The sequence below is a fragment of the Peptoniphilus sp. HMSC075B08 genome (assembly GCF_001815405.1).
Taxonomy (GTDB): Bacteria; Bacillota; Clostridia; order Tissierellales; family Peptoniphilaceae; genus Peptoniphilus_A; species Peptoniphilus_A harei.
In genome coordinates, this window is record NZ_KV820437.1 from 5,673 (window position 1) to 24,623 (window position 18,951).

Consider the following 18,951-nt stretch of genomic DNA (forward strand, 5'->3'; position numbering starts at 1 on the left):
CGAAAAACTTTCGTTTTCAATTCGTGTTTTTATTATAGTATTAAATTTAAAACTTGTCCAGGATATCGTGGTGTCCAATGTCTAAAAGAAATATCAATTCATTATTTTCATAGAACCAAATAATTCTAATATCCATGTTAACAGAAGACTCCCATATTCCATCTGCACCTTGTATTTTCCTGGTTCTTAAAGATGGATGAGTGGGATTTTCCACGAAAAACTTAATTTTCTTTTTAGTTTGTTTCTTTTCAGTATCAGATAGTTTTTTATAATGTTTTTTAAAGGCTTTAGAATAAGTAATATTATATGACATTACTTGTCCAATTCCTCAAATAGGGAGTCAATAGAATCAAAGATTGGTTGATCACCATTTTTTATAGATTCTTTAATTTCTTTTACTTCAGCCTTTAAATTTTTTATTACATGTTCTGGGTAGATTGCAACTGGGACAAGCACAATTTTTCCATTATCTTCAGTTACTTCGAATTGGTCTCCTTGATTTAATTCCATAGACCTTACTATATCTTTTGGGATAGTAACTTGTGATTTAGCTTTTAGTTCAACTAACATAACAAAACCCCCTTAGTTAGAAATTCGTACTTTCTAATTAAATTATATTTTTGTCTAAGAAAAAAGTCAATAGAAGTAGTTGAATTCATTATAGTATAATTATTACAAAAGACCTGTCCACCTAAGAAGTTTTAAGAGAGGAGTTTTATGACTTTATTAAAAATAATACTTATACTAGTAGGAGTAGCTTTTATTACTTTCGGCTATTTAATTTATTTTAAAGAAAAATATAATTTGATTAATGGATTTGAAGGGGAATTTAAATCAGGTAGAAAGACTGAAGTCTACGCTAAGAAGGTAGGCTTAGTAGAGCTTATTATTGGGATTATTTTTATTTTAATTGGGATTATTGTGATTATAATAAAATAATTAAAGTTTGAATATGAGGGCATTATGAGATATATATCCACAAGAGATAGAAAAGAATATTCTTATCTTTTAGAGATTTTAGATGCAATAGGTAAATATATTGTTAATTACAAATGGTTAATAACAGATATTGAGGCGTATCCTTTGTCTAGAGATTTGTTTAATTTAATTAATGAAAAGGACTACATAATATTGTCCACAGATAAGTTAATAGATTCTTTAAATGAAGAAAATTTTCAATGGATATGGGCCGTTTTCTCTGCAATACCAGATAATATTTCAGATGAAGAAATATTGAGTTATAGGCTTCCTAATGCAAGGGACAATAATCAACTCTATGAAGATGGTGTTTCTATAATCCAACATCCATTAGCTGAAATTGAAATAGTAGCAGAAGATTCTTCATCTATTTTTATTGTTACGGACAAAAAAGAAGTGTTGGAAACTTTTAAAAAGATATATCCAAATAGTCAGCGAAACTATTAGACAACCTAATTTATCCTTCTATATTTTTTAATATAGAAGGAGTTAGTTGTTATATTTATTGAGAAGTGAATCAAGGTGAAGTGTATCACTATTTAACAAATGAATAGTAATTTAAAATTCATAATAATTAGGTTCTTTAATAAAATTCCAACTTTCTAACATAATTTCAGGACAGTAAACGTGTTAATATGGTAAAGATTATATCTTCAAAAAGAAATTATAAAGTTCATTTAAACATTTATCGAAGGTAGGGGAAGGGAATAGATATATTTTTAGTAACAGTTAGAATATTTTTGGCGGCTTTTTTAGGTGCCATTATTGGAATAGAAAGGGAAATTAAAAATAGGGTGGCTGGTTTTAGGACCCATATAATAGTAAGCGTTGGTGCATGCTTAATTATGCTCATTGGAATAGAAGGGATTGGTGAAATATCTAATAATGTATGACGAGATACGGCAAGGATGGCAGGTCAAGTTGTAAGTGAAATTGGCTTCTTGGGTGCAGGTACTATACTTCAGACAAAAGACGGTGTGTCAGGCCTTACCATAGCTGCGACCTTATGGCTATCTGCTGCAATAGGACTTGCAGTAGGAATTGGATTTCATGAAGGAGCAATAATAGCAACTGTAGTATGTCTAGTGACCTTGATTTCATTAAAGGGTATCAGTAATTTAATAAATGATAGGATATCCAAGTCTTACATTATGGTGTTTGCTAGTGATATCTTCGATGAGGATAACTTTTTAGATTTTGCTTCAAAAGAAGGCGTGGAAATAAGAAGGTTAGACATACTTGATGAAGAGATAGAGGACAAAGCAATGATTAAATCGACTTTATCTTTTCACAAACATTATAATATTGGTAAATTTTTTAAGAGATTAAAATCGGACTATCATTTGGAATCAGTAAAGTTAAATAAGGAAGAATGATCAGACTTTGTTAAGAGCCAAAAAAATTATGAATATTAACTTAAGACATTGAAGATCATTTTTATAGCAAACAAAAACTTACTTATAAGAATTTAATAGAAAAAATCAAAGGTCCTTAGGATGTTAAATCTTAAGGATCTTTTTTATATAAAAATCCTTTGAGAGATAAAATTTGAAATAGAAGATGAAATACAAATTCTTATAAATAAAAAATTTCAAGTATTATTGCAATCTATCGAGTCTCGATATATAATTCAATTATCGATAGTCGATACTAAAGGAGGATAGATTATGTTAAAGACAAGATACTTAACTTATACAAACTTCGGACTTGTTGAAAAGTGGTACGAAGACATGGCAAAGAAGGGTTGGCAAATTGAAAAAATAATTTTGCCCTTCATCCACAAGTTTAAAAAAGCTGAACCAGAAGATGTTAGATATAAAATTTCTATTGCACCTAACGAAGGATCTTTTTCCGCCTTCTCCAAGGATGAACTAAGGGACTTTGATGAAATGGCAAAAGGTTTTGGTTGGCATCTTGTAGACAGGACCTTTAGCATGAACGTCTATAAGCTTGATAAAGGAAGCCAAGACTCTCTTTATAACGACGAAAAGGAAGAAATTGAAATTTTAAAGAAGGGGATCAAGGGAGAAATAATTTCTCTTAGCACAATTTTCATGGTTCTTGTCTTTCTAGTATTCTCTATAACTTCTAGATTTTTTTCTAGGGATATATTTTATTCAAACTACACAATATTTATGGGACCGGCTATGATTTTGTTTTTTCTATATAATACTTTAGCCTTGGGAGACTATATATTTTTTAGAAAGAGGAACAAGGATGTAAATAGCATAAGTGAAATAAAATTTTCAAGACTTACTTTTTCCAAGGCTTTTGTCTTAATGATTTATATTTCAATTATTTTAATTGTGCTTGCCTTTGGATCAGAATTTTTACTTCCTAATGATGGGTCTAGTGACAGAACTATTCTAATAAGTTTGCTGCCAGGTCTTATTATGATTTCTTTTGTTTATTTCTTTCGCAAAAAAATTAAAACAATGAATATAAAAAGAGGTGAGAAAAAATTTATTCTAATCTCAATGGTAATTTTAATTTCTTTAATTACCAATGTATCTATATTTACCTTAATAGATAAATTCTCTACGGCTAATGAAGTTGAAAAAGAAGTGGTGGAAGATTTTATAAAGACTAAGGAAAATAGAAGCTTTTTGACAGAAAGCTGCGATTATTATTTTTCTGAAAAAAAGGATCTTGGCATAAGAAAGACTGTGGTAAAGTCTCAGGACCTTGCAGGCAATTTATTTGGAAGAATATTAAAAAATTCTACGAAGCACCCTTATAGGGATGACTATGTTAAGGACATCTCAGGGGATTATCCCTATGATAAGACATATATCTTATTAGATGGAGAAGAGTATTTGATTTTATATAAGAATGTAGTCTTAGAAGTAAGTGGAAATCTAGAGGATGACAAGGCCCAAGAAGAGATTGCAAGGATCCTGGAGGTGTAAGCATGGCAAGAGACCAATTCCAAACCCTAACAGAGCCCATGTACTTCACCCTCTTGGCATTAGGCCAAGTTAGAAATGGGGCAGAAATTACTTCCTGGGTTAGTGAAATCACAGGAGGAAGAATAAACTTAGCACCAGGAACCCTCTATGCCCTCTTGGCACAGTTTTTAGAAAATGATTTGATTACAAGAGTTGAAGTAGATAAGAAGGGGAAGTATTATAAAATTACCGACGAGGGGCGAGAACTCCTCGAGGAAGAAGTTAAGAGACTTAGACTTTTAATAGATAACTACGAAAATCATTTTGACAAGTGATTTAGATAAATATTAGGCGAAATAAATTATATAAATTTAAGTTGTAAAACAGTGGGGTCAAAAGCTTCGCTGTTTTTAATTGAATAAAAGTGGTCTTAATAATATACTCTATTTAGAATACATTTCATAAAAATTTTGCGAGAGAGGATAAAATTTTATGAGAAAAAAGAATAAAAAGAAGAGAAAAAAACTTCTTATTTTGTTAATTATTTTAATCCTGTGCTTTCCCATAAGCTATCGATATAAGGATGGTGGAACAGTTTCCTATAAGGTAATCCTTTATTCCTACACCATCTACCACAGATTGGAATCGGACGAATCTTATTATACAGGGAGAGAATTTTTAATTTTCCCCTTTAATTTTTTTAGATAGAGAATCTAACACAGAAGGGAGGACTGGCATGGGACAAATTATTGAGTTTCCAGATGACAAGAAATCAAGAGAGAGGATTAAAGAACTTAAGAAGACCTTGGAAAGTCTTGTCTTTGAAAGAGACAATCTAGAGTTTGTAGTTTGTGAAAATATTAAAACTGAATATTTGCTAATTTTTGGAAGTCTTGAGTACAGGATTTACAAGACTTATTGTACTTATCTTCGTTTAAAGAGAAAAAAAGACATGATTCAGGCAAGAAAGAATCGTCAAGAGAAGATAAATATTGAAGAAATTGATAAAAAGCTTGATGGAGAATTTGCCGATTACAAGAAAAAGTTGGAAGAAAAAATCGGAGAAATCAACGAGGCCTTAAGTCGTGCAAAACTTGAAGTCCTAAGTGAAGAAGATGCTAAGCTACTTAAAAAACTTTACAAAAAAATTGTCAAAAGTTTGCATCCAGACATCAATCCTTTAGTCACTGATGCAGAAAAGGAATTGTTTTATAATGCAACAGAAGCCTATAAGAATGGAGACCTTCCAAGTTTACAAATTATTTATGACATAGTTTGTAGTGGCGATGACATTAAAGACGAGGACTTATCTGGCAAGTCCTTGGATGACGAGATAGAAAGACTAGAAGGCCTAGTAGGTCAAATTCAAGATTATATTAATATAATCAAGTCCACACCACCCTACACTTGGAAGATTTATTTGGAAGATGAGAAGAAGAAAAGTGAGAGGTTGAAGTCCTTAGAGGATGATTTAAAAAGTTTTGAGGAAGCAGTCAGAACTCAAGAAGAGGCAATAAAGGTTTTAATGAGGGATGAGATATGAGTGATATTGCAAAAAAAGATAATGGTAATTTAATTGAATACCTAGTGAAGTCTGGGACAGGACTTGACCTTCCAAAACCCTTTGAGCGTGATATTTATCTCTTTGACACCTATGTTGCTGGTACAAGTCACATCCATGGTATAAAAGAAATTGGTGACAAGCTAAAGGAAGAAGACAGACTTGTTTTTTATAGGGAGCCTGAAAATGAACATGACCCTCAAGCTATTCGTATAGAAACTTTGAATAAGGAAAAAATTGGCTATGTCCCTCGCCAAGACAATGTGGTATTTTCAAGACTCATGGATGCTGGCAAGGTCCTCTTTGCCAAGATAATAGAAAAAGAGATGCGAGGAGATTGGCTAAGAATAAAAATTAAAATTTATCTCCATGAAAGTTAGGGGAAAGTATGTACGAGAATAAATGGGTTTGGCAAAATATTTATGTAAGAGATAGTCACGATATGAGATTTGAAGTCTTCCCGGGAGACCATTGTTTTATTATAGGTCATCATGTAAAGTCGAAATCTATATTAGAAGAAGCTGCTGATAAACTTGTAAAAGCAGGCTTTAATTATTTTAATATTTTTGGAGAAGAAGCAAATTTATGGGCAGAAGTTATTCTTATTAAAGCCAAAGAAAAAAGACAAAGTATTCATGTAGAACAAAGTAAAGTTGACATGGTTAGGATGACTTATGACCTTGTAATGTTGGCAACTTTGAAAGAAAATTCTATAAACTTTGTAGTTTCAGATGACGAGTATTTTACAAGCTATCTTTTGGAAGATTTAAATGATATTTTTTCTGGTAAGTCTGAATTTACGACAAGTGATTGGCAAAAATTCAGGGCTGGTTATGAATTCAATTATGGCGGTAAAGATGCTATTATAAGTATTTCTAAAGACATACTAATTGGATTTCTAGGCGAAGAAAAAATTTTTGAAAATATAGACAAAGCATTTAGGGAGAAGCTATTTGATGGGAAAAATTTTTATGAGATTTGGAGTGACGTTCTCTAATTTTAATAAATAGAAAATAATAATTAATATAAAAGTTCCTTATAATTTGTTACAATGGTATTATAATAAAGTAAAAAGGGGGATCTTATGAGATTTGAAAATAAAGTTCTTGTTATCACTGGTGCTTCCTCTGGTGTAGGAAGGTCTGCAAGCCTTATGGCAGCAGGTGAAGGCGGAAAGGTTTATGCCTTTGCAAGGAGAAAGGAAAAACTAGAAGCCCTAGCTGAAGAAGCCAAGTCATCGGGTTGCAAGGGAGAAATTATTCCTGTGCCAGGAGATGTGTCTAAGCAAGAAGATGTAGACAGACTTTTTGAAAAGGTAAAAAGTGAAAATGATAAGCTTGATGTTTTAATTGCCAACGCTGGTATAATGGACAAGTTTGAACCTGTAACTCACTGCGAGGAAGAAACTTTTGATAGGATCTTTGAAGTTAATGTCAAGGGGTCCTTTAGGCTCTTTAAGGCAGCTATCCCTCTAATGAAGGATGGAGGATCCATTGTTGCCACAACATCAATTGCAGGTGTAAGAGGTGGCAAGGCAGGAGTTGCTTACACAATGTCCAAGCATGCAATCCATGGTCTTGTGAGAAATACTGCAGCCATGTATGCCAATGACAAGATCCGCTGCAACGCTGTTGCACCTGGTGGAATTGCAACAGAAATCATGGAAAAGCTTGATGACGTGGATGAAAAGGGTATGGAAGTTGTAATGAGGGGACCAAAGCTTGACAAGATGGTGGCAAGTGCTGAAGAAATTGCAGAAAATCTCCTTTTCCTTGCATCAGACCAAGCCTTAAACATCAACGGACAAATTTTAGTGTCTGATGGTGGACTTACTAATATGTAATTTTTTAAGTCCCTTATCTTTAGGACTCTAAGAAAAAAATAAATTTTAAATAAAATTCACAAGTCTCAGATAAATTGGGATTTGTGAATTATTTTTTTGTCCAGGGGTAAGTTATTTAAGTAAGTTATTTTTAGCAACAAAGGAGAATATGATGATAAGATACCAAGGCGTTTCTATGTCTTACGACGGGAAGGAAAAAGTCCTCGATGATCTCAATTTTGAAATCAAAGATGGAGAATTTTTCGTCTTAGTTGGTCCCAGTGGCAGCGGTAAGACTACGACGCTTAAATTAATAAATAGGTTGATAGAGCAGACTGAGGGAGATATTTTCTTCCAAAATAAAAATATTAAGGACTATCCCCTAAGGGAAATGAGACTTGAGATGGGTTATGTCTTGCAAGAGATTGCCCTTTTCCCAAATCTCACTGTGGCAGAAAACATTGGACTGATTCCAGAGATGAAAAAGATTAATAAAAAAGAGATTGCCAAGAGGGTGGACTCTCTATTGAAGCAAGTTGACCTTGGCCCAAAAGTTTATAAAAATAGGTTGCCAGAAGACTTGTCTGGTGGAGAAAAACAGAGAATTGGGATTTTAAGGGCTATTGCTGCCAACCCCAAGGTCCTATTAATGGACGAACCCTTTTCTGCCCTTGACCCAATATCAAGAGGTCAACTCCAAGACTTGGTGAAAGACCTTCACAGAGATTTCAAGATTACAACTGTTTTTGTAACCCACGACATGAGGGAGGCAATAAAACTTGCTGACAGGATTTGCCTCATGAGGGACGGCAAGGTTGTCCAAATTGGAAGCCCAGAAGACCTTGTCAACAATCCTGCCAATGATTTTGTTGCAAGTTTCTTCAAAGAGGAGGGTGAAATTAATGAATAGTTTGATTACAACATTTGCAGAGAGAAAGGGCCAGTGGGTCACTTCTCTTCTTGAACACCTTCAGATTTCACTGATGTCCCTTGTAATTGCAATTGTAATAGCAATTCCCTTGGCCATATTTTTGTCCAACCGCAAAAAAATAAATGAAGGAGTCCTTCAAGTGACGGGAATTTTTCAAACAATTCCATCCCTTGCCCTCTTGGGACTTTTTATCCCCTTTATGGGAATTGGAAAGCTGCCAGCCATAACAGCCCTTGTGATTTATGCAATCTTTCCAATTTACCAAGGAGCTGTCACTGGTTTTGCAGAAATCGACCCCTCTCTTGAAGAAGCAGCCAGGGCCTTTGGCATGACAAAGTGGGAAAAATTAAAAAAATATAAGCTGAGCCTTGCCATGCCAATTATTATGTCTGGCGTAAGGACTTCAAGTATTATGATAATCGGAACTGCAACCCTTGCTGCCCTTGTTGGCGCAGGTGGACTTGGGTCTTTTATCTTATTGGGAATTGATAGGAATAATTCGGCCCTCATTTTAATTGGTGCCTTGTCTTCTGCCTTACTTGCAGTTTTATTTGGAGCCTTGATTAAGTTCTTACAAAATAAAAAGCTAAAGACAATTTTAATTTCCTTTATTATGGCCCTTGTTCTTTTGGCTATGTCCTTTGTTCCCTTTGGAGGAAACAAGAACAAGTCCCTTGTCATAGCTGGTAAACTTGGAGCCGAGCCAGAAATCTTAATCAATATGTATAAGGAACTAATTGAAGACGAGACCGACATAAAAGTTGAATTAAAGCCAAACTTTGGCAAGACTAGTTTTTTATACGAAGCCTTAAAGTCAGGAAGCATTGACATCTACCCAGAGTTTACAGGTACAATCACTTCTACACTTTTAAATTCTGATCCAGGAGATATTGAAAAGGATCCAGAAGAATATTATAAGGTTGCAAGAGATGAAATCTTAAAGCAAGATGACTTGGCCTATTTAAACCCAAGTGAATTTCAAAACACCTATGCCCTTGCAGTGAGGGAAGACTTTGCAGAAGAAAATAATTTGGAAAAAATTTCAGACTTAAAAAAATTAGAAAAGTCCATCCTGGCAGGCTTCACCCTAGAATTTAATGACAGGGAAGACGGAAACAGAGGACTAAAAAGTCTCTACGACCTTCATTTTGAGGTGAAGACCATGGAGCCGGCCCTAAGATACACTGCAATAGCCAATGGGTCCATAGGTGTTACTGATGTTTACTCAACAGACAGCCAGATAATCTCCAACAAGTTAAGAGTCTTGGAAGATGATAAAAAATTATTTCCACCTTATCAAGCAGCTCCACTTATGAGAAGTGAGAGCCTAGAAAAATATCCGGATTTGGAGAAAGCTTTAAATAAACTTGCTGGCAAAATCACTTCAGATCAAATGGCAGAGATGAATTATGAAGTTGACGTTAAGGGAAGACCTGCAAGAGATGTGGCAAGAGAATTTTTAATTAAGGAAGGCTTAATTGATGAGTAAGTATAAAAGATGAGGTAAAGAATTTATAAAAAAAGAAAATGGAGGGAGTCCTCCATTTTTTAATGTAAAAATTTATAATAAGTCGTTAGTTTTTTAAATTAAAATCCAAAGAGATAAATTGAAGCTTCGTAAACCTTATTGTCAATAATCTTTCTGGCACAGGCATATCCACCCCTTGTTGAATCTTTATTTAAGAGGTTGTCATTGTGACAAGGCGAATTTTTCCATCTTTTTAAGCAGCCATCGCCTGGGTCTCCATCTCTTGCTCCAAGAGTGTAACGTGAAAGTGCTAGGTTTTCTCCTAAATCCTTGTTGTATCCTCCAGGACTTTCGTGGTCAGCATTACCAGTTTTTATAAATTGGTCTAATTCTTCTTGAGCTCTTAAAAGTGCAAGCCTATTTAATTCCTTATCTTCATTTACTTGACCAATACCCTTGGAAGTCCTGTAGTCTTGTAGATTTTTTATAAATTTATTAGAGTCACCAACTGAACCAGTAGGGACTTTATCTTGTAGAGTCGAATCTTTTACTATATCCTTAGTTTCTTCTTCAGTTGTGGAATTTACTCCAGCTGAATTTCTATTAATAATAACCGTGTCTTTTTCCCAAGAAACTTGGTAGCCAGTAGCTTCTGATATAAATCTAATAGGCACGTAAGTTCTAACGTCATAGATAAGAGAAGGAGAGTCTAGGGCAAGAGATTCTTTTTTGTCCCCTGTAATCCTAGTGGCATTCTTAGAATTTATTTCCATTCTAATCTCCACATTATTTTGGTCCCTTATAACAATTCCTCCCTTAGGGTTGTCCTTTGACTTTTGTAAGAAGTCAACCTTAAAGCCAAGATTTTCTGATATAAACCTAAGAGGCACCATGGTCCTTTGAGTTTTCATGTCAAGATAAGGGCTTCCCATTTCTTGGGGAGGATTTTTTCTTTCTCCATTGATCATAATATTGATATTTTTATCAGATGCAGAAGGTGGAACTTGTCCTGCCGCGAAAACACAAGTTGGAATAAGGCTCATAATTAATAGGGAACTTATAAGTGAATTTTTTATTTTTTCCATATTCAATCCTCCTTTTAAAAGATTGGGTCGAGATTTAATACTACACATTATTGATAGAATTGATAAAAGACTATTTAAGATAAAAATATTAATCTATTTTATTTTTTGAAAAAACTATATGTAAGTTATCTTATTTTATTTTCTATCAACTTTTGTTAATTAAAGTATACCAGCTATTTAGGGAAATAACAATGACATTAAAATAAAAATTTATTAAATTAAAGCATGTTTTTATTAAAAACAAAAAGGCCTATCAAAATATTTTTCAATCTACTACTTAAAAGATACATTTACTATAACTAATAATAAGATATAATTTTATAATTCTAAAATTAAAATTCTTAAAGAAAGACTTAAAGAAGAAATTAAGAAGACAATGTGATAAAATAAGTCTATAAATGAGATTACAAGGGGGATATTATGTCAGAAAATAAAAAAATTGCAATTCAAGAAACTTACGGCGAAAGATTCCAATACTGTTGGGGTTGTGGACCAAAAAATCACGAGGGAATGCACCTAAGATCTTATCCATCAGAAGACGGAAGTGAGTGTATTGCAAAGGTGACACCTGATTCAGTTTACACAGGTGGAGTTCCTGCCAACCTCTTTGGTGGAATGATTGCCATGATCTTCGACTGCCACGGAACTGCTTCAGCTGCTTGGTTCAAACACAGAGATCTTGGCCTTGAACTTAAGGAAGATACAGTTATTGGCAGATTTATCACTGCAAGGCTTGAAGTGGACTTCAAAAAGCCAACTCCAATGGACAAGGAAGTTACAGTTACTGCCACTGCTGAAGAAATTGGCGAGAGAAAGGTAATTGTTAACATGGTGATGGAAGCTGATGGCGAAGTTCGCGCCAAGGCAAAGATGGTTGCAGTTGGTGTAAAAGATAATATGTAAAATTATTAGGAGAGGAGCTCTCCTAATTTTTTTGCCCAAAAATTTTTTAAAATATTATAATGTAAGAAAAGATTATTAGGAGAGAGTCGATGACTTTAAAAGATAAAAAACTTTTATATATTTTTCTTTATTTACTTTCCTTTGGGCAAGTCCTTGGAATCTTGATTCTAGTTAATAAAATTGAATTTATTCCAATAATTAACAACATCCTGCTTGGTCTTAGCTTCTTAGTTTTTTTAGGCTGGCAAATTTTTTCTATTTACAAGATTTTAAATTTTAACTTTAACAAATACTTAAAGGTCCTTGTGGGCTTAGTCTTAATTGGACTTTTTTTGCTTTCAAACCCTTATTTGTTTTTGGCATATGCCTTTTCTGGTAAAGAAAATCGAAAACTTACTTATGGAGATGAAAATTTTTACATCTTAAATGTTGGTTGGATGGATCCAATTTATGAAGTCTACAGAAAAAAGATCATCACTATGGACAAGTTAAGTGAAGATGAAATAAAAAATACCTTTGATGATTTAAAAATGATTGATGACCAAGAAATAAGAGATATTTTAGAAATCTTAATTCGCGAAAGAGAAAGCTTTGATGAGCCAAGAGAAGATGAAGTTGCAAAGACTGGTCTTGAAGATCTTGATGAAAAAGAAAGTTTTGATGAAGAAGAAAATAAAGATGAAATTTTAAAAAATTTTAAAGCAGAAGACGCTATAAAAATAGAAAATTCTGACCTTGGTCTCTTAGAAGTTGATAGGGCAGGGGCAAGGTCTCGCTGGTTTTTTGTAAAAATTTCTGGCCATGAGATGAAATTTATATCTGAACTTGAAGAGACAAGCCCTAAAGTTAAAGGAAATATGGATGAAGAGGGACTTATCCATTTGGACTTTGAGGACATAAATAACAATAAATCTAACTACATCTCAAGAAACAATGGAAAGACCTTTGAAAAAATAAAATAAATTTATAAGTCAGTGATGGGAGTCACTGATTTTTTATTTAAAAATATTGAAAGTAAGAACATACTTTGGTACTATAAATGTAACCAAAAGCGTCAGGTGATTTAATGGAAATAGAAAATGTAGTAATAGAAAATAAAATTGCTGAGTACAGGAAAGATCTTGGGCTCTCTCAACACAAGTTGGCTAAGGCTGTGGGACTTAAGAGGAGGTCAATCATGGCCTATGAGAATAACACAATTAGTCCAACCCTTGAGACAGCCTACAAAATCTGCAAGGTCCTGGGCAAGGACATCAAGGAAGTTTTTATATTTAAGTGAGGTTTTTATGGGATTATTATTTAATGACAAGAAGGAATTTAGTGAAAAAGTTGAAAAAATATTTGGAGATAAGGACAACTATCTTGTAGCCTTTAAGGCCAATGACCTAAAGACAGGACTGGCTAAGCTTATGATAATAGGTGGACTCTTCTACACCTTTGATTCATCAAGGACCTTTATCCTCTACTTTAGCCCCAAGGGCCTTTACGAAAGTGAAATTTCAAACTCAACTAAGAGGGACTTTTACCTCATGCCTTGGAATGAAATAGAAGAATTTGAAGTAGATGAGAAAAATAACAAGGCCATCATAAGCCTTAGACACTTGGGAAAGAAGGTCATGTATGAAGTTGACTTCAAGGGCAGAATTTTTGATGGCAATGAAGAGAGATTTATAGGATTAAAAGCAAAGGATTGGAAGAGGATTTAAAAATATGGAGACAGAGAGACTTATTATTAGAAGGTGGACACTCGATGATGCGGAGTCTTTGTTTGAGTATGCTAAGGACCCAGATGTTGGACCAGTTGCAGGATGGCCTGCCCACAAGTCTATTGAAGATAGCATTATGACAATAAAAAATATTTTTAATGGAAAAGAAGCTTATGCCCTTGCTCTCAAGGAAAGCAATGAGGCAATAGGAGCTATTGAATTGAAGTTAAGGGGTAATACAAAGCTCACAGATAGTGATGATGAGTGTGAGCTTGGTTATTGGCTGGGCAAAAAATTTTGGGGAAGAGGACTTATGCCGGAAGCAGTTGGAGAAATCTTGAGACATGCCTTTTGTGACTTGGGTATGACCAAGGTTTGGTGTGCCTACTACACAGGAAATGAAAAATCAAAGAGAGTTCAAGATAAGTGTGGTTTTATTCCTCAAAAAGTAATAAAAGATGAATACCTTCCTCTCATGGACGAGAGGCGAGATGTAAATGTAAACTTGCTTACGAGAGAAGAATTTTTAAAGAAAGAAGGATAAGATGGAAATTATTTGTGGACTTATTGCAATATTTTTTGCTGTTAAAAATATTTTGGGATGGTTAAATGGGAAAGATTCATCTAGGGATAGATTCCTCAGCATGGCCTTTACATGTCTTGCTATTTTTGGATTTTACAATATGGGGGCAAACTTCTTGGAAAAAGGAGATATTGCTGGTGCCCTTGATGTAATCCCAACTATAAGAGAGACCCTCTTTGTCTGCACTCTTGGATCAATAATAATCAACGGCATTACAGTTTTTGTTAAGAAGAAATAAATTTATAATGAAGAAAAGTTTTGGGAGTAAATAAGATGAAAGAAAAAAGATTTTCAAGGGCCATGACCTTTATAATTTTATTTGGAATTGTCAGCCTCTTTTCAGATATGACTCACGAGGGAGCATCAAGCATCAGGGGAGCCTACCTTGCCCTACTTGGTGCCTCGGCAGGAACTATTGGATTTATCTCTGGTCTGGGAGAACTCATTGGTTACTCCATGAGATATGTTTTTGGAAAAATAACTGACAGGACGAAGAAGTATTGGCCCATGGTAATCTTTGGTTACATACTAGACATCTTGGCAGTGCCGGCCCTTGCACTTGTTGGCAAAAAGGGTTGGATTGCAGCTGCTCTCTTACTTGTCATTCAAAGGATGGGCAAGGCAATAAAAAAACCTGCAAAGGATACAATTATGTCCTTTGCTGCCAGTCAAGAAGGAGTCGGTAAGTCTTTTGGGATCCAAGAGATGCTAGACCAAATTGGGGCCTTCTTGGGACCAGTCTTTTTATATCTAGTCATGCTATTTAAAACAGATGGTACAACTTTTGAAATTTATAGGACTGCCTTTGCCTTCTTGGCAATCCCAGGTTTTATTACCATCCTCCTTTTATTTATAACTAAGAGGGAGTTTCCAAACCCAGAGGCCTTTGAACCTGAAGCAAAGAAAGAAGAAGCCTTTGTCATGAAGAAGTCCTTTATTTATTATATTGTTGGAATTTCATTCTTTGCCTTTGGTTTTATGGACTACGCTCTTGTCATTATGCACATATCCAAAAACTTTACAGGCCTTGGAGGATCTTATGAAACTTTTAGGCTAATAAGTGAAGAGACTCTACCACTTTTATACGCAGGAGCCATGTTAGTGGATGCTGTGGCTGCCCTTATCTTTGGTCACATCTACGACAAAAAGGGAGTGAAGGCTCTCGTCATCTCAACGATTATTTCTGCCCCCTTCTCTCTTTTCATCTTTGGCTTCAAAAGTGAAGCTGCTATTTTATTTGGACTAGTCCTTTGGGGAATAGGTATGGGTGCTCAAGAATCCATCTTAAAGGCTGCTGTGACTTCCATGGTTCCAAAGAAAAATAGGGCAACGGGCTATGGAATCTTTGAGTGCTCCTTTGGAATTTTTTGGTTCTTGGGGTCTTGGATACTTGGAGTAATTTATGCTAAGTCTCTTCCACTTATGATTGGCCTTTCAATTTTTGCCCAAGTCTTAGCAATTCCTTTTTACCTAAGAGCTTCTAGAGAAATTTAAAAATAAAGACACAAATTAAAAGAAGAAAATTTGACGGCTTAGCCGTCTTTTTTTATATAACTTTGCAAATTCTTTACAAATTTTTTACTTTTCCTTTAAAAATTAGAAATTATATTGTAAGATGAAATTGAAAAACAATTTGGGAGGACTTATGTCAATTAATTATTTTATTGAGCTATTAGGAGGACTTGCTCTTTTCCTTTATGGAATGGAAATGATGAGCTCGGGCCTCGAACTAGTCGCAGGTGATAGACTCCGAGTTGTCATTGAAAAGATGACGTCCAACTTCTTCAAATCTATTCTAGTTGGTGCTCTTGTCACAGCAGTTATCCAATCATCTTCAGCGACTACAGTAATGGTTGTAGGTTTTGTAAATGCAGGCCTAATGACTATTTATCAGTCTGTTGGAATTATTATGGGAGCAAACATTGGTACAACAATCACAGGTCAGTTGGTAGCCCTAAACATTTCAACCCTAGCACCTATAATTGCCTTTATAGGTTTTTTGATGAGCACTTTCTCCAAGAGTAAGAAGAAAAGATACGTAGGTCAAGCAATTATAGGCCTTGGATTTTTATTCATGGGTATGCAATTTATGAGTGACTCCATGGAACCCCTAAGGGACTATCCTGGATTTTCAACTGTAATGACTAAGTTTGACAATCCAATCTTGGGAGTTTTGGCAGGTACAGGTATAACAGCCTTACTCCAATCTTCATCAGCATCTCTTGGTATCTTGCAAGCCGTTGCCAATCAAGGTGTAATATCACTTCACTCAGCCATGTATATAATCCTAGGATTTAACATTGGTACTTGTGTGACTTCAGTTTTATCTTCAGTTGGATCATCCAAGAACGCAAGAAGGACTGCCCTAGTTCACGTTCTCTTTAACATTATTGGTACAATAATATTTATCCTTGTATCCTTTGTGATCCCAATAGACGAGATAGTAGAAAGATTTTCAAGGAACTTACCGGCAGCAGAGATTGCCAACCTTCACACACTCTTTAATATTGCAACTACAATCATTTTAATTCCTTTCTCCAAGAAGCTTGCAGACCTAGCCTTCAAGATTATTCCTGGTATAGACAAGGAACAAGAAGAGATGTCTCTACAATATATCAACTTAAATGTTACAAAGGATGCACCAGCAACCTTTACTGATGTCAAGGCAGAGGTTAGAAGGCTACTTGATATTGTAACTATGAACTATGAGTCCTCTGTTGAACTCTTAAGAGAGTTTGACGACGAGAAATACGACGAAATATTTAGGAGAGAGGGAGTTATTAACTACCTCAACAAACAAATTTCGGCCTTTATTATTGATTCACTAGGCCTACCAATGAATAAGGAAACTTCTGCAAACTTTGCAGCTTATCTTAGAATATCTAGAGACATGGAAAGAATTGGGGACCACTCCAAAAATATTGCTGAAGTTGCTAAGTTAAAAAATGACGAAGGTCTTTTCTTTACTGATGTGACTTTTGATGAAATGAGAGAAATAAATACTATTATTGAAAAAATGTTCCACTCCTATGACGGAGACATGGAAAAAGACCAAAGAGTTGTATTCATGCGTGAGTCCAATGAACTTGTTCAAAAAGAGGCTTCTGACTTTAGGAACAACCACATGATAAGGATGAGAGAAAAAATTTGTAATCCTGAATCAGGACTTCTTTATGAAAAAACTCTTGCAGCCATGGAAAGAATTTCATCTTATATTTCCAACGCTGGCAAGCTTTCAATATAATAAATTAATTGAAAATGATAAAAATTAATCTGCTTTCGGGCAGATTTTTTTATTGGGAATTTTTAACTTTAAAAATTAGGAAGTTCTGGAAACTTATGAGGTCATAAAAATTTGAGAAATCCTCAAAGGTTTTGGCGTTATAAAAAATTATGAAGTCATAGAAAAGTGTGAAGTCACAAAAAAATGTGAATTAGTAAAGAAATATGAAGTCATGAAGAATGATGAAGTCATGAAGAATGATGAAGTCATAAATAATTATTATGTGATAGAAAAATATTGAATCATAATAAATTATAAAGTCGTAAAAAATCATGAAGTCATGAAATAATATAGGTTCATAAAAAGTATGAAGTTATAGAAAATTATAAAGTCATTAAGAATTATGAAGTCTTAGAAGATATTGAATCATAAATCAATACAAAATTTAAAAATTTTAAAAATCCATGAAGATCCACAAGTTATTGAAAGAAATCAAAACAAAAGACTGTAAAAGAAAATTTGTTTACAAACACAAGTTTCGATGTTAGAATGACCTTGGTGGTAATATGGAATTAAAAGAAAAAATAAAAATTTTGTCTGATGCTGCAAAGTATGACGTGAGCTGCTCATCTTCTGGCTCCAATAGAAAGAATAAGGGTGGATTGGGAAACGCTAGCCAAAGTGGAATCTGCCACTCTTGGTCTGAAGATGGCAGGTGCATATCTCTTCTTAAGATACTTTTTACAAATCACTGCATCTACGACTGCAACTACTGCATCAATGCCAAGAGTGTTGACTCCAAGAGAGCGGCCTTTACAGTTGATGAAGTCGTCGACTTGACTATAAATTTTTACAAGAGAAATTACATTGAGGGCCTCTTCTTGTCTTCTGGCATCTTCAAGTCCTGCGACTACACCATGGAGAAGTTAATAGAGGTTGCAAAGAGGCTTCGTCAAGAAGAAAACTTCAACGGTTACATCCACATGAAGGCAATACCGGGTGCCAGCCAAGACCTTATAAAAGAATTGGGCAGATACGTGGACAGGATGAGCATAAATATTGAGCTCCCAACAGAAAAGAGCCTGGCCCTTCTTGCTCCAGAAAAAAGTCTTGATGAAATAACAAGGCCCATGGACCTAGTTTCCAAAACTCTAAAGGTCAACAAGCTTGAAAAGAAAAAATATAAAAAATTTTCAAAGAAGGACTTGTTTTTGCCAGCAGGTCAAACTAGTCAGATGATCGTTGGAGCAGGGGACATTCATGACAGGGATGTCCTCACAAGGTCCCAGTCCCTCTACGACGACTACAGCCTAAAGAGGGTCTACTACTCTGCCTATGTGCCTGTGAGAGAAAATTCCAAATTGCCAAGGATAAAGACTCCCCTCCTTCGAGAACACAGGATCTATCAGGCAGACTTCCTCCTTAGGTTTTATGGTTTTAGGGCAGGGGAACTTTTAAGCGAGACAAAAAGAGATTTTGACTTAAATCTTGATCCAAAGATGGACTGGGCCATAGAAAATTACAGGGACCCCATTGACATTAACAAGGCAAGTCTTGAAGAACTTTTAAAGATTCCAGGATTTGGTCCCCAGTCTGCAAGAAAAATTGTGAGGGCCAGGAGGTCCTTTAACTTGACTCTTGAAGACCTAAAGAAGCTTAGGATTTCCACCAAGAGGGCCCTAAACTTTATAACAATTTCAGGCAAGTATTATGGAAGAAGCTTTGATTCCAAAGAGACCTTGAGGTCTTTAATGGTGGAGAGGGAAGGAGGAGAACAACTTAGTTTTCTCGACTAAGTGATAG

At 34.7% G+C, this 18,951-nt stretch carries 22 protein-coding genes and 1 pseudogene; 20 read left to right on the top strand and 3 right to left on the bottom strand.

Features of this window, described 5'->3' with window-relative positions; translation table 11 throughout:
* Nucleotides 1-46: 46 nt before the first annotated feature.
* Together HMPREF3023_RS02110 and HMPREF3023_RS02115 are read right to left on the bottom strand one after the other, a co-directional pair.
* Nucleotides 47-313, bottom strand: coding sequence for a type II toxin-antitoxin system RelE/ParE family toxin (locus HMPREF3023_RS02110; RefSeq protein WP_070700204.1), 267 nt, complete (start codon nucleotides 311-313; stop codon nucleotides 47-49).
* A complete protein-coding gene (locus tag HMPREF3023_RS02115) occupies nucleotides 313-570 on the bottom strand; it encodes an AbrB/MazE/SpoVT family DNA-binding domain-containing protein (protein ID WP_070700205.1) in 258 nt (85 codons plus the stop codon). The genes HMPREF3023_RS02110 and HMPREF3023_RS02115 overlap by 1 nt, the downstream gene beginning before the upstream one ends.
* A gap of 147 nt (nucleotides 571-717) precedes the next feature.
* On the opposite strand from HMPREF3023_RS02115, the gene HMPREF3023_RS02120 reads away from it, so the two are divergent.
* From HMPREF3023_RS02120 to HMPREF3023_RS02175, 11 genes and pseudogenes are all read left to right on the top strand, one after another.
* Nucleotides 718-939, top strand: a complete 222-nt coding sequence (locus tag HMPREF3023_RS02120) for a DUF3784 domain-containing protein (protein WP_070700206.1) — start codon at nucleotides 718-720, stop codon at nucleotides 937-939.
* A 24-nt stretch (nucleotides 940-963) separates the two neighbouring features.
* Complete coding sequence (locus HMPREF3023_RS02125) at nucleotides 964-1,425, top strand: hypothetical protein (RefSeq protein WP_070700207.1); 462 nt, start codon at nucleotides 964-966, stop codon at nucleotides 1,423-1,425.
* Nucleotides 1,426-1,718: 293 nt separating this feature from the next.
* Nucleotides 1,719-2,354, top strand: a pseudogene (locus tag HMPREF3023_RS02130) (MgtC/SapB family protein).
* A gap of 291 nt (nucleotides 2,355-2,645) precedes the next feature.
* Entirely contained in the window at nucleotides 2,646-3,887 is a 1,242-nt protein-coding gene (locus HMPREF3023_RS02135) for a DUF2812 domain-containing protein (protein ID WP_070700208.1), read from the top strand.
* A gap of 2 nt (nucleotides 3,888-3,889) precedes the next feature.
* The gene (locus HMPREF3023_RS02140; RefSeq protein ID WP_070700209.1) at nucleotides 3,890-4,201 is read left to right on the top strand and encodes a PadR family transcriptional regulator; all 312 of its coding nucleotides are present in this window, start codon (nucleotides 3,890-3,892) and stop codon (nucleotides 4,199-4,201) included.
* Between the two features lie 401 nt (nucleotides 4,202-4,602).
* Nucleotides 4,603-5,409 (top strand): molecular chaperone DnaJ, encoded by an 807-nt coding sequence (locus HMPREF3023_RS02150; RefSeq protein ID WP_070700211.1) that lies wholly within the window; start codon nucleotides 4,603-4,605, stop codon nucleotides 5,407-5,409.
* Complete coding sequence (locus HMPREF3023_RS02155) at nucleotides 5,406-5,807, top strand: HIRAN domain-containing protein (protein ID WP_070700212.1); 402 nt, start codon at nucleotides 5,406-5,408, stop codon at nucleotides 5,805-5,807. The genes HMPREF3023_RS02150 and HMPREF3023_RS02155 overlap by 4 nt, the downstream gene beginning before the upstream one ends.
* Nucleotides 5,808-5,815: 8 nt before the next feature.
* On the top strand, nucleotides 5,816-6,424 hold the full coding sequence (locus HMPREF3023_RS02160) for a hypothetical protein (protein ID WP_070700213.1): 609 nt from the start codon (nucleotides 5,816-5,818) through the stop codon (nucleotides 6,422-6,424).
* An 87-nt stretch (nucleotides 6,425-6,511) separates the two neighbouring features.
* A complete protein-coding gene (locus HMPREF3023_RS02165) occupies nucleotides 6,512-7,270 on the top strand; it encodes an SDR family NAD(P)-dependent oxidoreductase (protein ID WP_070700214.1) in 759 nt (252 codons plus the stop codon).
* A gap of 151 nt (nucleotides 7,271-7,421) precedes the next feature.
* The gene (locus HMPREF3023_RS02170) at nucleotides 7,422-8,159 is read left to right on the top strand and encodes an ABC transporter ATP-binding protein (RefSeq protein ID WP_070700215.1); all 738 of its coding nucleotides are present in this window, start codon (nucleotides 7,422-7,424) and stop codon (nucleotides 8,157-8,159) included.
* Nucleotides 8,152-9,669 carry an ABC transporter permease/substrate-binding protein gene (locus HMPREF3023_RS02175; protein ID WP_070700216.1) on the top strand — a complete coding sequence of 506 codons (1,518 nt, stop codon included), beginning with the start codon at nucleotides 8,152-8,154 and terminating at the stop codon, nucleotides 9,667-9,669. Before HMPREF3023_RS02170 ends, HMPREF3023_RS02175 begins: the two co-directional genes overlap by 8 nt.
* A 98-nt stretch (nucleotides 9,670-9,767) precedes the next feature.
* On the opposite strand, the gene HMPREF3023_RS02180 is transcribed toward HMPREF3023_RS02175, so the two are convergent.
* A complete protein-coding gene (locus HMPREF3023_RS02180) occupies nucleotides 9,768-10,733 on the bottom strand; it encodes a stalk domain-containing protein (protein WP_070700217.1) in 966 nt (321 codons plus the stop codon).
* Nucleotides 10,734-11,153: 420 nt separating this feature from the next.
* Between HMPREF3023_RS02180 and HMPREF3023_RS02185 the strand changes: the two genes are divergently transcribed.
* The 9 genes from HMPREF3023_RS02185 to HMPREF3023_RS02225 all read left to right on the top strand — a co-directional run bounded on the left by HMPREF3023_RS02185 (nucleotide 11,154) and on the right by HMPREF3023_RS02225 (nucleotide 18,944).
* Entirely contained in the window at nucleotides 11,154-11,636 is a 483-nt protein-coding gene (locus HMPREF3023_RS02185; protein WP_070700218.1) for an acyl-CoA thioesterase, read from the top strand.
* Nucleotides 11,637-11,725: 89 nt separating this feature from the next.
* A complete protein-coding gene (locus tag HMPREF3023_RS02190) occupies nucleotides 11,726-12,598 on the top strand; it encodes a hypothetical protein (protein WP_070700219.1) in 873 nt (290 codons plus the stop codon).
* A 104-nt stretch (nucleotides 12,599-12,702) separates the two neighbouring features.
* A complete protein-coding gene (locus HMPREF3023_RS02195; protein WP_070700220.1) occupies nucleotides 12,703-12,915 on the top strand; it encodes a helix-turn-helix transcriptional regulator in 213 nt (70 codons plus the stop codon).
* Nucleotides 12,916-12,922: 7 nt separating this feature from the next.
* Nucleotides 12,923-13,342 carry a histidine kinase gene (locus tag HMPREF3023_RS02200; RefSeq protein WP_070700221.1) on the top strand — a complete coding sequence of 140 codons (420 nt, stop codon included), beginning with the start codon at nucleotides 12,923-12,925 and terminating at the stop codon, nucleotides 13,340-13,342.
* Between the two features lie 4 nt (nucleotides 13,343-13,346).
* Complete coding sequence (locus tag HMPREF3023_RS02205; RefSeq protein ID WP_070700222.1) at nucleotides 13,347-13,886, top strand: GNAT family N-acetyltransferase; 540 nt, start codon at nucleotides 13,347-13,349, stop codon at nucleotides 13,884-13,886.
* Nucleotide 13,887: 1 nt separating this feature from the next.
* Entirely contained in the window at nucleotides 13,888-14,163 is a 276-nt protein-coding gene (locus tag HMPREF3023_RS02210) for a hypothetical protein (protein ID WP_070700223.1), read from the top strand.
* Between the two features lie 35 nt (nucleotides 14,164-14,198).
* A complete protein-coding gene (locus HMPREF3023_RS02215) occupies nucleotides 14,199-15,419 on the top strand; it encodes an MFS transporter (protein ID WP_070700224.1) in 1,221 nt (406 codons plus the stop codon).
* A gap of 151 nt (nucleotides 15,420-15,570) precedes the next feature.
* The gene (locus HMPREF3023_RS02220; protein ID WP_070700225.1) at nucleotides 15,571-17,169 is read left to right on the top strand and encodes a Na/Pi cotransporter family protein; all 1,599 of its coding nucleotides are present in this window, start codon (nucleotides 15,571-15,573) and stop codon (nucleotides 17,167-17,169) included.
* A 545-nt stretch (nucleotides 17,170-17,714) separates the two neighbouring features.
* Complete coding sequence (locus HMPREF3023_RS02225; protein ID WP_070700226.1) at nucleotides 17,715-18,944, top strand: putative DNA modification/repair radical SAM protein; 1,230 nt, start codon at nucleotides 17,715-17,717, stop codon at nucleotides 18,942-18,944.
* Nucleotides 18,945-18,951: the final 7 nt, after the last annotated feature.